General features: G+C 40.8%; 13 protein-coding genes. 11 read left to right on the forward strand and 2 right to left on the reverse strand.

Annotated elements, in window-relative coordinates:
- The first annotated feature begins 281 nt into the window (after nt 1-281).
- The 7 genes from rpsB (at nt 282) to H6G57_RS28300 (ending at nt 8,324) form a co-directional block, all read left to right on the forward strand.
- The gene (rpsB, locus tag H6G57_RS28270; protein ID WP_190525111.1) at nt 282-1,079 is read left to right on the forward strand and encodes a 30S ribosomal protein S2; all 798 of its coding nucleotides are present in this window, start codon (nt 282-284) and stop codon (nt 1,077-1,079) included.
- Nucleotides 1,080-1,251: 172 nt separating this feature from the next.
- The gene (gene tsf / locus H6G57_RS28275) at nt 1,252-1,911 is read left to right on the forward strand and encodes a translation elongation factor Ts (RefSeq protein ID WP_190525113.1); all 660 of its coding nucleotides are present in this window, start codon (nt 1,252-1,254) and stop codon (nt 1,909-1,911) included.
- 109 nt (nt 1,912-2,020) lie between these two features.
- Nucleotides 2,021-2,857, forward strand: a complete 837-nt coding sequence (locus tag H6G57_RS28280) for a hypothetical protein (protein ID WP_190525115.1) — start codon at nt 2,021-2,023, stop codon at nt 2,855-2,857.
- 471 nt (nt 2,858-3,328) lie between these two features.
- Nucleotides 3,329-5,812, forward strand: coding sequence for an ATP-dependent DNA helicase RecG (gene recG, locus H6G57_RS28285; RefSeq protein ID WP_190525117.1), 2,484 nt, complete (start codon nt 3,329-3,331; stop codon nt 5,810-5,812).
- 101 nt (nt 5,813-5,913) lie between these two features.
- Nucleotides 5,914-6,591, forward strand: a complete 678-nt coding sequence (gene surE, locus H6G57_RS28290) for a 5'/3'-nucleotidase SurE (RefSeq protein ID WP_190525119.1) — start codon at nt 5,914-5,916, stop codon at nt 6,589-6,591.
- Between the two features lie 393 nt (nt 6,592-6,984).
- Entirely contained in the window at nt 6,985-7,641 is a 657-nt protein-coding gene (locus H6G57_RS28295; protein ID WP_190525121.1) for a sigma-70 family RNA polymerase sigma factor, read from the forward strand.
- 158 nt (nt 7,642-7,799) lie between these two features.
- Nucleotides 7,800-8,324, forward strand: coding sequence for an anti-sigma factor (locus tag H6G57_RS28300; protein ID WP_190525123.1), 525 nt, complete (start codon nt 7,800-7,802; stop codon nt 8,322-8,324).
- Nucleotides 8,325-8,401: 77 nt separating this feature from the next.
- Here the strand turns inward: H6G57_RS28300 and H6G57_RS28305 are convergent, their stop codons facing one another.
- On the reverse strand, nt 8,402-8,809 hold the full coding sequence (locus H6G57_RS28305) for a gamma-glutamylcyclotransferase (RefSeq protein WP_190525131.1): 408 nt from the start codon (nt 8,807-8,809) through the stop codon (nt 8,402-8,404).
- 138 nt (nt 8,810-8,947) lie between these two features.
- Here H6G57_RS28305 and H6G57_RS28310 point away from each other — a divergent pair, with 138 nt between their 5' ends.
- The 3 genes from H6G57_RS28310 (at nt 8,948) to H6G57_RS28320 (ending at nt 11,763) form a co-directional block, all read left to right on the forward strand.
- Entirely contained in the window at nt 8,948-9,544 is a 597-nt protein-coding gene (locus H6G57_RS28310; protein ID WP_190525133.1) for a VOC family protein, read from the forward strand.
- 155 nt (nt 9,545-9,699) lie between these two features.
- Nucleotides 9,700-10,383, forward strand: coding sequence for a dethiobiotin synthase (gene bioD / locus H6G57_RS28315; protein ID WP_190525135.1), 684 nt, complete (start codon nt 9,700-9,702; stop codon nt 10,381-10,383).
- Between the two features lie 159 nt (nt 10,384-10,542).
- On the forward strand, nt 10,543-11,763 hold the full coding sequence (locus H6G57_RS28320; protein WP_190525137.1) for a M20 family metallopeptidase: 1,221 nt from the start codon (nt 10,543-10,545) through the stop codon (nt 11,761-11,763).
- A gap of 268 nt (nt 11,764-12,031) precedes the next feature.
- On the opposite strand, the gene H6G57_RS28325 is transcribed toward H6G57_RS28320, so the two are convergent.
- Complete coding sequence (locus H6G57_RS28325; protein ID WP_255528417.1) at nt 12,032-12,469, reverse strand: helix-turn-helix domain-containing protein; 438 nt, start codon at nt 12,467-12,469, stop codon at nt 12,032-12,034.
- Nucleotides 12,470-12,489: 20 nt separating this feature from the next.
- On the opposite strand from H6G57_RS28325, the gene H6G57_RS28330 reads away from it, so the two are divergent.
- A complete protein-coding gene (locus H6G57_RS28330) occupies nt 12,490-12,663 on the forward strand; it encodes an element excision factor XisI family protein (protein WP_199314474.1) in 174 nt (57 codons plus the stop codon).
- The last annotated feature ends 182 nt before the right edge of the window (nt 12,664-12,845 follow it).

A 12,845-nucleotide genomic window follows, 5' to 3' on the forward strand; every position in this document is an offset into this window, starting at 1 on the left:
AAAAGCAGATAACCCTACATCTAAACCAATTGTTTTATTGGTTGGTTCAGATTGAATCTTAACGTCAATTGAAATCAGAAATTGGCAATAGTAGCCGTCTGCACGTCTAACTAATCTCACTCGTTTACTCTTTTGATTCTTTGATTCGGAATCCTCAAAACGTGCTATAGTAGAAAGGTTGTCTAAAAATCACACATTCAGGGATTCGGGTGTTTCTAGGGTCTGTATCCCTAGCGAATACGCCTGGATGGAGGATTAACCCGAATTAGGAGTTATGACGAATGGCCGTTATTAGTTTGGCAGAAATGCTGGAGTCTGGAGTTCATTTTGGACATCAGACTCGCCGTTGGAACCCAAAAATGTCTCCTTATATCTACACAGAGCGTAATGGGGTTCATATTATTGATTTGGTTCAAACCGCAGAACTGATGGAGGAAGCTTATGATTATGTCAGAAGTTCCTCTGAACAAGGGAAAAAGTTTTTGTTTGTGGGAACCAAACGCCAAGCGGCTGGAATTATTGCTCAGGAAGCAGCACGCTGTGGTGGATATTATGTTAACCAACGCTGGTTAGGGGGAATGCTCACCAACTGGGCTACCATTAAAACTCGGGTTGAACGTCTGAAAACTTTAGAAGACCGAGATAAAAGTGGTTATTTTGATTATCTTCCTAAAAAAGAAGCCTCGGTTTTACGTCGAGAATTGACAAAATTGCGGAAATATTTAGGCGGAATTAAAGCGATGCGTCGCGTTCCCGATGTGGTGATTTTAGTTGACCAACGCCGGGAATATAACGCCGTGATGGAATGTCGCAAATTAGATATTCCCATTGTGTCTTTATTAGATACCAATTGTGATCCTGATTTAGCCGATATTCATATTCCTGCTAATGATGACGCTATTCGTTCAATTAAATTGATTGTCGGTAAATTAGCCGATGCAATTTATGAAGGACGTCATGGTCAATTAGATGCTGGCATCGCTGAATACGATGACGAGGTTTATGAAGACGAGTATGAAGATGATGAAGAAATCGAGGATCTCGATGATTTAGATTCCGATAGCGATTCGGAAGAGTAAAACCGTTCTCAGGAGTCTGCTTAAAGGTTAAATCTTAAGGAAATAATCAAGAACTGACTCCTGAACTGAAATCATGCTTCAGACAGTTGAAACCTAGATTCATTTGTTATAATTTCTTTGATAGATGGGTCGTGGCGATCGGCAAATATTAACGAAATCACACTAGGAAAAGATGGCGGAAATTTCAGCAAAACTGGTTAAGGAACTGCGCGATAAAACAGGCGCAGGGATGATGGACTGCAAGAAAGCCCTGGCAGAAAATGATGGAGATATTACTAAATCCATCGAATGGTTACGTCAAAAAGGGATTAGTTCTGCGGATAAAAAAAATGCTCGCAGTGCCACTGAAGGCTTAGTGGGAAGTTATATTCACACGGGCGGACGGGTTGGCGTCATGGTTGAAGTCAACTGTGAAACTGACTTTGTGGCCCGTCGGGATGAATTTAAAACATTAGTACAAAATATTGCCATGCAAATTGCGGCTTGTCCTAATGTGGAGTATGTTGGCGTGGCGGATATTCCTGAATCAATTGTCGCTAAAGAAAAAGAAATTGAAATGAAGCGGGATGATTTAGGCAATAAACCCGACAATATTAAGGAAAAAATTGTTCAAGGTCGCATTGACAAACGCCTTCAAGAAATGGCTTTATTAGATCAACCTTATATCCGTGATCAAAATATTACGGTGGCTGAGTTGGTTAAACAAAGCATTGCTCTGTTAGGGGAAAATATTAAAATTCGTCGCTTTGCTCGGTTTGTTCTGGGTGAAGGCTTGGAGAAAGAAGAGAAGAATTTTGCAGATGAAGTGGCGGAACAAATGGGTAAAGCCTAAAGTTTCTCCTCAAGTCAATGAATCATTAAGACTCCGATCTGATAGAATTTCAATAGAAGATCGGAGTCCATTAATTCGTAATTCGTAATTCTTAATTCTTAATTCGTTTATGGCTGGATCAATAAATCGAATTGAGCAGGATATCGCGACTTTGGAAGAAGCGATCGCTAAACTCGCCCAGGAATTTCATCAAGGGTATGAGGTGTATTTGATGGCTCTGGGGCAGGGAGTTCGTCAACAGTTGATTTTGGCGAGTTATTACCTCTGTACTCAAACCTATCCTGAAGCCTTTTTAAAGTTATCCGTTTCAGAACGACAAAAATTACAACAGGGACTCAGAAATTTAGCCCAACAAATGCAAAAGGCTCTGTGTCAGTCTCTACAAATACCCGCGCCTGTTGAGGTTCCAGGCTTAGAATTAGAGGCAGAAGAGTCAGAAGAGGCAGAAGGAAAGCTGGAATTAGAGACTGATTTTGAAATTTCTCCAATTCGTAAACCCTTAACACCTGAGCGTTTATCCGCTTGGCAAGAAAGGATTGAAACCGGAATTATTCAACTCTTGAAGTTGTTATCGAAGGATGCCAATCTGTTATTACAACGTTCCGGGCTATTACCCCAAAAGTTACCGGAAGCTGTTTTGGAAGTGGCATCTAAGGCTGAAGCCTCTAGCGACGGGATTGCAGGGCCTCCAAATTTGCTCCAGATTATGATTGAAACGGAGGATGATGAGGATTCTCAAACCTCAATGGTGACGAAATTAACGGCGATTCATCTGCGGTTGGGAGAAATTGAGTTTGCTGATGCTCATGTGATGGCCCGACGGCATCAACTTCGTCATTTGTCGGGACAGTTGAGTGGTCTTCGTCGGGAGTATCATAAAAAGTTGCGCGAAAGGGCGATTGTTCAAGCAGAATCAGCTTGGAGAGCCAGTTGGTATGAGGATTAAAAAAGGCTGGAATACCGATGAATTAAGCTTGATGTAAGTTTGTTGTTTAAAAAATCAAGAGTATGTGCGAAGAACCCCCAGTAGCATTTGATAAAATTTTAACATGGGTGATTGCTTCGTGTCAACATAGCTCAAAATTTTGTCTCTATTTTCCTAAAATCTGAGGAGAGTCGAAAACAGAGTAACGCCGTAATACTGATAGATAGGAGATTCGTTTGGCAAATTGCTTAAATAATCAACTTTTGAGTTAAACTTATTTAAGGTGCATTTGCTAAAATTCTAGCAAAATCGATTTATTATTGTCAACCCCCTCTATAATTGCCTGGAGTTACTGTTATCAAAAACCGCCACTTAAGCCGTTTAATCAACACAATATTAAAGAAAAGAAAGGTTTGTTAACCGCAAAATAATATATATTATAATAAGTTAGAGTCAGTCTCAAAAACAGGGTAACTAGGAACTGAGATTAAGATGAAATCTGATCAACCGGACTGGTGGAGATTTAGTAAAGCGTTATCCGTTGAAGCCGAACGGGGTTTTACGAATTTGCAGGGGAATCAATATCAGTTCCATGAATTTTTTTATGTGAGTTTAAAGGAACTGTTTGAAAATGCCCCACCGGAGACGCAAAAACGGTGTCAAGATTTGGCGGAGGAATTTTTACGCTATCCCGAATTAGACCTAGAAAACCGACAACATTTAATTGCAGATACGAGACGGTTTTTACTGCAATTACAACGACTGTTTGAGTGTCGGAATCAGGTATCGGAAATTCGGAAAACGGAACGAGAGCAAAAACAAAATCAACCCTCGGTTCCGAAGACAACGGCGATTACCGAAAAAGCCAAAGGTGTGAGTATTTCCTTAGAACAATCCTTAGAAAAAATTATCGGGCCAAGAAATCGCGATCGCATTGCTAAATTAGGAATTTTAACAATCTTTGATTTACTCTATTATTATCCTAGGGATCATATTGACTATGGGAAACAGGTAAAAATTCAGGAACTGGAACCTGGGGAAACGGTCACGTTAATTGCTCAGGTGAAACGGTGTAATTGTTTTAGTAGTCCCCGCAATAAAAAATTAACCATATTAGAATTAGTCTTAAGCGATCATACCGGACAACTTAAAATTAGTCGATTTTATGCGGGACATCGATATAGTAGTAAAGGTTGGCAACATCAACAGAAAGGGAATTATCCACCGGGGGCGGTGATTGCGGCATCGGGTTTAGTTAAACGAAATCAATATGGGATTACCTTAGATAACCCAGAATTAGAAATATTAGATCATGCTGGGGGTCAGATTGAATCGATGAAAATCGGGCGAGTTTTGCCTGTGTATCCGTTATCAGAAGGAATTGGGGCGGATGTGGTCAGAAAAGCGGTGATTGAAGCCTTACCCGCAGCGAAACAATTACAAGATGCTTTACCCCAAGAAGTATTAAATCAATATCAATTAATTGGGTTAACTGCGGCGATTGAGAATATTCATTTTCCCCCAGATCGAGATTGGTTATCGGCGGCGAGACGACGGTTAGTGTTTGATGAGTTTTTCTATTTGCAGTTGGGATTATTAACCCGGAGACAACAGCAGAAACAAACTGAAACCAGTGCGGTCTTAGCACCAACGGGAAAATTAATAGAGGAATTTTATCAAATTTTGCCCTTTCAACTCACCCATGCTCAACAACGTGTTATTCAAGAAATCCTGAAGGATTTACAGTCGCCTGAACCGATGAATCGATTAGTACAAGGAGATGTGGGGGCGGGGAAAACCGTTGTGGCGGTGGTGGCAATGTTAGCGGCAATTCAAGCCGGATATCAAGCTGCCTTAATGGCACCGACGGAAGTTTTAGCGGAACAACATTATCGGAAATTAGTGGAGTGGTTTAATTTAATGCACCTCCCCGTCGAATTATTAACCGGTTCCACAAAAGCCGCGAAACGCCGTCAAATTCATTCCCATTTAGAAACGGGAGAATTACCGGTTTTAGTGGGAACCCATGCTTTAATTCAAGATAAAGTTAATTTTCATCGGTTAGGGTTAGTGGTGATTGATGAACAACATCGATTTGGAGTCCAACAACGGGCAAGATTACAACAAAAAGGAGAATCTCCCCATGTTTTAACGATGACTGCCACTCCGATTCCCCGAACTTTAGCGTTAACCTTACATGGAGATTTAGATGTGAGTCAAATTGATGAACTTCCCCCCGGACGTCAACCGATTCAAACCACAATATTAACCGGAAAACAACGTCAAGATGCCTATGATTTAATTCGCAGAGAAGTGGCGAAAGGCAGACAGGTGTATGTGGTGTTACCGTTAATCGAAGAATCTGAAAAGTTAGATGTCAAATCTGCGGTGGAAGAGCATCATAAATTACAGTCTAAAATTTTTCCTGAGTTTACCATTGGGTTGTTGCATGGTCGCATGAATAGTGCGGAAAAGGATGAAGCAATTACTCGATTTCGAGAGCGGGAAACGCAAATTTTAGTTTCAACAACGGTGGTAGAAGTGGGGGTTGATGTTCCCAATGCGACGGTGATGTTAATTGAAAATGCGGAACGGTTTGGATTATCTCAAATCCATCAATTACGGGGACGGGTGGGTCGAGGGAAAGATAAATCCTATTGTTTATTATTGTTAGGAGGGTCTACCCCAGAAGCCAGACAACGGTTACAAGTTTTAGAACAATCTCAGGATGGGTTTTTGATTGCAGAAATGGATTTACAATTGCGGGGGCCAGGACAAGTTTTAGGCACTCGTCAATCGGGTTTACCAGATTTTGCTTTAGCCAGTTTAGTGGAGGATCAAGAGGTGTTACAATTAGCCAGGGAAGCTGCACAAAAAGTCTTAGAAAAAGATGGAACCTTACACAGTTGGCCGTTAATGCGGGCGGAATTAAATCGTCGTTATCTTAAGATGATGGGAGGTAGTATTTTAACTTAATTGAATATAGGATTAGATTAAAACAGTACACTCTTTCTATTGCCCATTGCCCATTCGTAATTCGTAATTCGTAATTCCCTATTCCCTGTTCCCTTAAAAAAATGAAAATAGTATTAACCAATGATGATGGCATTGATGCACCCGGAATTCGAGCCTTGGGGAAGGCAATTTCTGGTGATAAAATTTTGATTGCTCCCAATAAAGAATATTCTCAATGTGGGCATCAAGTTACAACTCACCAAGGAATTCATGTTGAAAAACGCTCTCCAATTGAATATGCAATTGGGGGAACTCCGGCTGATTGTATTCGATTAGCCGTGTCTCATCTTTGCCCGGATTTAAGTTGGGTAATTTCAGGAATTAATCCAGGGGGAAATATGGGCGTTGATGTTTATATTTCGGGAACGGTGGCGGCGGTGCGGGAAGCGGCAATTCAAGGAATTCCAGCGATCGCAATATCGCAATATCGCAAAGGCGGAAAACCGGTAAACTGGAAAACAACAACTCGTTGGGCTAGTTTAGTCTTAGAAGAATTAATGAAACATCCTCCGCAACGGGGGTGCTTTTGGAATGTTAATTTTCCCTATTTGGAACCGGAAGAACCCGATCCAGAGATTGTATTTTGTAAATTAGGAACCCAATCTTTACCCATTAACTATAGAAGGGAAGGAGATTATTTTTATTATCACGGAAACTATTGCGATCGCACCTATGAACAAGGAACCGATGTGGAGGTGTGTTTCCGAGGAAAAATAGCGGTGACATTAATTAAATTGTAGAGTCGGGAAGAGGGAATTACGAATTACGAATTACGAATTACGAATTACGACGAATGGGCAATAGGCAACAAAAACAGTTGGAAATTGACCTGCTTACAAGTTCTTGAGATAGGTAGGTTAATTTTATTCAACTCCTGCTTACTATTTCTAGGGTTCCTGAAAATTAACTTAAATCAATGTATTCTTTAATACAACAAAAACCCGGATTTGATGAGAAAATTTTCATGCAACCGATGGCAAATTCCTTTAAGATTAGGGGAAAACCACCCGTTAAGTGAAAATACTCATCCTCTATCCCCGGTATCATAACTCTTCAGGAGTTTAAACCGAGGAACCTAAGTAATCCGGGTGACGTCATCACTAACGGAATTTTTCATCAACCGAGTTCCACCCATGAGCCAATCTATCCCTATTTCTTGGTCTACGGCTGAAGTCTCTATCCCCCTAGAGCAAATCCCCCTTGAACAACTGTCAAATTCTGATTTGGTTTTGCGTTGTCAACAAGGTATTTGTCCTGACCGAGCCGCGTTTACAGAACTACTTCGCCGTTATCAATCCCATGTTGATAAAATTCTCTATCACCTAGCCCCAGATTGGCAAGATCGAGCAGACTTGGCTCAAGAAATCTGGATTCGGGTGTATCGTAATATTAAACGTTTGCAAGAACCCGTAAAATTTCGAGGATGGTTAAGCCGAATTGCGACTAATTTATTTTACGATGAACTCCGCAAACGTAAACGAGTAAAACCTCCCCTTTCTTTAGATGCACCGCGCAATATTGAAGATGGAGAAATGGACTGGGAAATTGCCGCCGATAGTCCGGGCCCCGATGAAGATATGGCTACCCGTGAATTTTATAGCCATCTTCGAGATGCCATTGCTGATTTACCCGAAGTTTTTCGGACAACGATTGTTTTGCGAGAAATTGAAGGATTAGCTTATGAAGAAATAGCTGAAATTACAGGAGTTTCCCTGGGAACGGTAAAATCAAGAATTGCCAGAGCTCGTCAACGGTTACAAGCCGATTTACAAGTTTATCTGAATCCGTAAAAAATTGGCGTGAGGGGGTGCAATTGGTGGATTTTACCGATACAATAGTTATATAGGTTTCAAGCCCTATTTTTCATGACTTTTCCCCCAACTATAAGCTGAATTGAGTTTGTCTAATTTCATGTCGAATTTCATACTTGGTGAATGGGGGTGTTCCGATGAAGCACAATTTTGAGCCAGAACCACAAATTAACTCAACCCTCCAGGGGCATCTACTTGACCCTCAACAGTTTCAATTACTGAGTGCCTACGTTGATGGAGAAACGACGGTTTCAGAACGCCGTCAAGTTCAAGCTTGGCTAGATCATGACCCTCAAATTAAAGCAGTTTATTTACAACTGCTGCAACTTCGTTCTCGCTTACAAGCCGCACCTGTTCCCGCCTCCCATTCCTCGGTGCAACAACTCGCTAACCGTGTTTTCCAACGCCTAAATCAAAGAACTCGTGTTATAATATCTTGGGGGGGAACTGCGATCGCTGCATTATTAGTGATGACGGTTTCTGGCAATTTGGGGCGAGTGGCAATGGTGGCTCAATCTCAAAATTTGAATGATTCAGAACCCTTACAAATAGCCTTGAATGAACCTCTAATTCCCATTGTTAATCCGAATGCAGTTAGTATTAGTGTAGATCAACCGATTATTCCAATTCCGAAAGCTGCTGTTTCTACACCAACTGATTAAGCCGTTTGTTTTTGTTAATTAAAATAATAGAACTCTAGGGATACAAAATTACTGTGTCCCTAGAGTTTTTTTAACACTTAATCTCGATTTTTCCAACATCCATCAGGAATCAAAACCCCTGAATAAACCTGAACTTTTGTCATGTCCATCAGATAAGCCCAAACTAAGCCCAAGGGTTGATGATTGAGATCGAATACGGGAATTTGTTGGCGCTGATATTCATTTTCTTCCGGGGGACGGTGGGGTTGATAATCTTCCAATTGATCTAAATCTATAAAAATATTGGGGTCTGAAAAAGATAAAATCACTCCCTGCACAATGCCATCCCCAGCAACCAACCCTGGATACCCTAAAGATAAATCATAGAGTTTTCCCTGAACTACAGCAGGACGCTGGGCGATGACCCGTCCCTGACAATAGCGCAGATAATTGCTTTCCCCCGGTTTGAGCGTACCATATACAAATACATGAATGAGATTTGTCATCGTTTGGCTATCCTGTCTGGATTTGAGAAAGTTGTTAAAACTTTTTGTTAACATGATTAATAGCTGATCATCTTAACCCTTGAGATGAAGGCGATGATGGGTTCGGGTTGAGTTTGTTTTTTACTTCTGAATTTATTCATGCTGATAGCCGTTAATTTAATCGATTTTTCAGTTCATACCTTACCGTTAAGTGCGTTTTTCCCGGAATTTCCCCTGTTTGACGGTATTTTTTCCACCCAGGGCGTGATGGTGATGTTGCTGGCTGCTTATGCGGTTGCGATGTGGATGTTTTTAACCAGTGCTCCTAAAGTTCATACCATTATGGTTTCGGATTTGAATGTGGCCAAGGATTTTTATGAAGGTTTATTAGGATTGTCTGTAGCAGATGTTCCTTTGCATTATTACTATAACTATGAACAAACTTTAGGAGCAACGGGAATTGATCCGCTTTATCTGTCTACCCCTGTGGGGAGTGCGGCGACTAAAATGCAGGGGACTGAGGGACTATGGTATCAACTGATGAAAAACACTCAGTTACATATTATTGGGGGTGCGAGTTATGGGTCTAAAGATCAAGAACGTCATGTTTGTTTTGATCGAGATTGTTTAGAACAAATTTTAATGCGGGTACAATTGCGAGGGGTAAAACATAAAATTCGCAGCGAAAGACCGTTAAATTTTTTAGTTAAAGATTTAGATAATCGGGTTATTGAGATGACGGAAGTTAAGAGTTAGAGGAGGGGACGGGGGGACGGGGGGACTAGGGGACTAGGGGACTAGGGGACTAGGGGATGAGGGGATGAGGGGATGAGGGGATGAGGGGACAGGGGGGGAGGGATGAGTTTTGAATTTGGGTATATTTAATATTAACAAAAATTCTAATTAGGGAAATGGTAAAAAAGAGTTTATTGGTGGCGGGAACGGATACAAATGTGGGTAAAACGGTATTAACCAGTGCGTTAATTTCCTATTGGCAAACTTATGATTTGTCGCGGAGTTTAGGGGTTTTTAAACCGATGCAAACGGGAATTGGAGATCGAGAATTTTATCACCAATATTTTGCTTTAAATCAATCGATTGATGAGATTAATCCTTTACACTTTGAAGCCCCTCTAGCTCCTCCCCTTGCGGCAGAATTAGAAGGTAAAACAGTCGATTTAAAGTTAGTTTGGTCGCAGTTTTGTCAATTACAACAAAGCCGAGATTTTGTATTAGTAGAAGGGTTAGGAGGATTAGGATCTCCGATTACCCCTGAATTAACGGTGGCTGATTTAGCACGGGATTGGCATTTACCAACTATTATAGTGGTTCCGGTGCGGTTAGGAGCGATCGCCCAAGCCGTTGCGAATGTAGCTTTAGCACGACAAATGGGGGTATTATTGCAAGGATTGGTTTTAAATTGTGTTGACCCTTGTTCTCCAGAAGAAATTCAAAATTGGACTCCCATTCCTCTGATAGAATCTTTAACTCAAATTCCGATTTTAGGAATTTTGCCCTATCTTAATACGCTTACAGATCGGGAAAAATTGGCTCAAATTGCGTCTAATTTAGACCTAGAAACGATTTTTTCTTAATCCCCTTGTGGGGGAAAGATTTTCCATCGGATACCCCACAACCCAGACTCGACCTTTAAGGGACTCTGATTTTTAGGTAGAGGAATTAGAAATCATTTGTTGACAAATGTTATAATTACTATCACTTCTTAACATAGTTTTTAGATTTTCTGCACGCCAATGGTTTCTACAATTCCCAGCTTAAATTCAGTTCATGTATCCAAACTCCGACTGGATATTCGTAATTTACAACCCCAGTTAGTAGAATGGCGACGGCGTTTACATCAGTATCCTGAACTGGGATTTACCGAAACCTTAACAGCAGAATTTGTCTCTCAACACCTGAAAAAATGGGGAATTGATCATCAAACAGGAATTGCCAAAACCGGAATTGTTGCCACCATTGATAGTGGAAAACCAGGGCCAGTTTTAGCCATTCGTGCTGATTTAGATGCCTTACCCATTCAAGAAGAAAATAATGTTCCTTATCAATCTCAACATCCGGGAATTATGCACGCCTGCGGTCATGATGGTCACACCGCAATTGCGTTAGGAACTGCCTATTATTTAGCCCATCATCGCCATTGTTTTCAAGGCATCGTTAAAATTATTTTTCAACCCGCCGAAGAGGGGCCAGGGGGTGCTAAACCGATGATTGAAGCGGGGGTTTTAAAGAACCCGGATGTGGATGCTTTAATTGGGTTACACCTGTGGAATAATTTACCCTTGGGAACTATTGGCGTTCGCAGTGGGGCGTTAATGGCGGCCGTTGAGAAATTTCAATGTACAATTTATGGAAAAGGGGGACATGGTGCTATTCCCCATCAAACCATTGATTCCATTGTAGTTGCTTCTCAGATTGTTTTAGGGTTACAAACGATTGTTTCTCGCAATGTTAATCCCTTAGATGCGGCGGTGGTTTCAGTCGGTTCCCTTCAGGCTGGAAAAGCCGATAATGTGATTGCTGATAGTGCTAAAATGTTGGGAACGGTTCGATATTTTAATCCCGCTTATCAAGGCTTTTTTGGCAAACGAGTTGAACAAATTATTGCTGGTATTTGTCAGAGTCATGGAGCTACTTATCAACTCAATTACGCGCCTTTATATCCTCCTGTTATTAATAATAAACGGATCGCGGAATTGGTACAAAGCGTAGCGGAAACAGTGGTAGAAACTCCGGCGGGAATTGTGCCTGAATGTCAAACTATGGCAGCCGAAGATATCTCTTATTTTCTGCAAGCGGTTCCGGGTTGTTATTTCTTTTTAGGATCAGCAAATCCCGATAAAAAGTTGGATTTTCCTCACCATCATCCTTGTTTTGATTTTGATGAAACCGTCTTAGGAATGGGTGTAGAAATGTTTGTTCGCTGTGTGGAAAAATTCTACACGCTGCATCATTAATTCTGGATTCAAGGCGATTAAATTGTTAGAGATCCAAAGCTAAATATAAGAACCTGGCGTAGAAATTCGCTATTTCTACGCCAATTAGAATGGCGGCTGAAAAAAGCACTCTGGAACCCCGATTTTCCTCATCGAACAGATGCCGTAATTATTTCTTATTGGTGGGAGGCTCTCCCGAATGCAAGGTGTAAAAAGTATTTTATGATACAAAATTCTGCCCTTATGAAGGCTGGAAAGCTTGACAGAAGTGGATTATAACCGTGCGTTATCACCCTAAGTACAGGAGAGCCATTTTTCTAATTCTTTCTGCGCTTAATGCGATCGCTCTTTCTTGGAGAAGTTTTTCTGATAGTTGACGACTGTTATAAGTTCTCTCTTCTGACTCTATACAATTTTCTAAATATTCTATATCTTCTTCCTTCCACTTCCGTTTTCTTCCCTGACGAGGTGCATCAAATAACCCTTCTTTTTCTTGATTTATCCATCGAGCTATTGTTCTTCTCACCATCGCTTCTGAACACCTTAAAGTCTTGGCTATTTTTGATACACTCCATCCTCCATCACTAAACATTAATATATCTATCCTCTGTCTTGTTCTTTTCGGTACTTTCTCTTCCTGATACAGTGTTAGTAGCTCTTTTTTTCTTCTTCTGTTAGTTGAATTCTTAACCTTACTGGCATGACTGTTCCTCTGATATTTCTTCATTTTCTATTTTAACTCTATTTATGACCGCCTACTTACATCTTGATATTCGGAACGAGAAAATCTGGATTTTTTACAATTCAACGGAACATGATATTGGGGCAGATTTAGTTGATTTGGGCGTACCCAAACAAGATATTGTGCTAGGTTTTTATCCTCCTTTCATTCGGGAAATGACCGACTATGCGGTCGGCTGAAAGTTTTTCATTTCTAAGCTAAATCAAGTTCTTATTTTTAGTTTTGACTCGTTCATAAAACTCTTCCATAACTTGAATAAAAGAATGCTCTTTTTTCCAAAAAGCCGGAAAATCTCCTTGTTTCTTAATCAAAATTGCTGGTAAACTCACAGAAGAGGGTTCTTCAACAACTTGAGGAAGTC

It is taken from the genome of Planktothrix sp. FACHB-1365 (assembly GCF_014697575.1).
In the GTDB taxonomy this organism is placed as follows: Bacteria; Cyanobacteriota; Cyanobacteriia; order Cyanobacteriales; family Microcoleaceae; genus Planktothrix.

What these genes read in the sequence shown, in the direction of transcription:
- bioD (WP_190525135.1), top strand. Translation starts at nt 9,700, where the DNA reads ATGGTAAAAAAGAGTTTATTGGTGGCGGGAACGGATACAAATGTGGGT.
- H6G57_RS28295 (WP_190525121.1), top strand. Translation starts at nt 6,985, where the DNA reads ATGAGCCAATCTATCCCTATTTCTTGGTCTACGGCTGAAGTCTCTATC.
- H6G57_RS28305 (WP_190525131.1), bottom strand. Translation starts at nt 8,809, where the DNA reads ATGACAAATCTCATTCATGTATTTGTATATGGTACGCTCAAACCGGGG.
- H6G57_RS28280 (WP_190525115.1), top strand. Translation starts at nt 2,021, where the DNA reads ATGGCTGGATCAATAAATCGAATTGAGCAGGATATCGCGACTTTGGAA.
- rpsB (WP_190525111.1), top strand. Translation starts at nt 282, where the DNA reads ATGGCCGTTATTAGTTTGGCAGAAATGCTGGAGTCTGGAGTTCATTTT.
- tsf (WP_190525113.1), top strand. Translation starts at nt 1,252, where the DNA reads ATGGCGGAAATTTCAGCAAAACTGGTTAAGGAACTGCGCGATAAAACA.
- surE (WP_190525119.1), top strand. Translation starts at nt 5,914, where the DNA reads ATGAAAATAGTATTAACCAATGATGATGGCATTGATGCACCCGGAATT.
- H6G57_RS28330 (WP_199314474.1), top strand. Translation starts at nt 12,490, where the DNA reads ATGACCGCCTACTTACATCTTGATATTCGGAACGAGAAAATCTGGATT.
- H6G57_RS28320 (WP_190525137.1), top strand. Translation starts at nt 10,543, where the DNA reads ATGGTTTCTACAATTCCCAGCTTAAATTCAGTTCATGTATCCAAACTC.
- recG (WP_190525117.1), top strand. Translation starts at nt 3,329, where the DNA reads ATGAAATCTGATCAACCGGACTGGTGGAGATTTAGTAAAGCGTTATCC.
- H6G57_RS28310 (WP_190525133.1), top strand. Translation starts at nt 8,948, where the DNA reads ATGCTGATAGCCGTTAATTTAATCGATTTTTCAGTTCATACCTTACCG.
- H6G57_RS28300 (WP_190525123.1), top strand. Translation starts at nt 7,800, where the DNA reads ATGAAGCACAATTTTGAGCCAGAACCACAAATTAACTCAACCCTCCAG.
- H6G57_RS28325 (WP_255528417.1), bottom strand. Translation starts at nt 12,469, where the DNA reads ATGAAGAAATATCAGAGGAACAGTCATGCCAGTAAGGTTAAGAATTCA.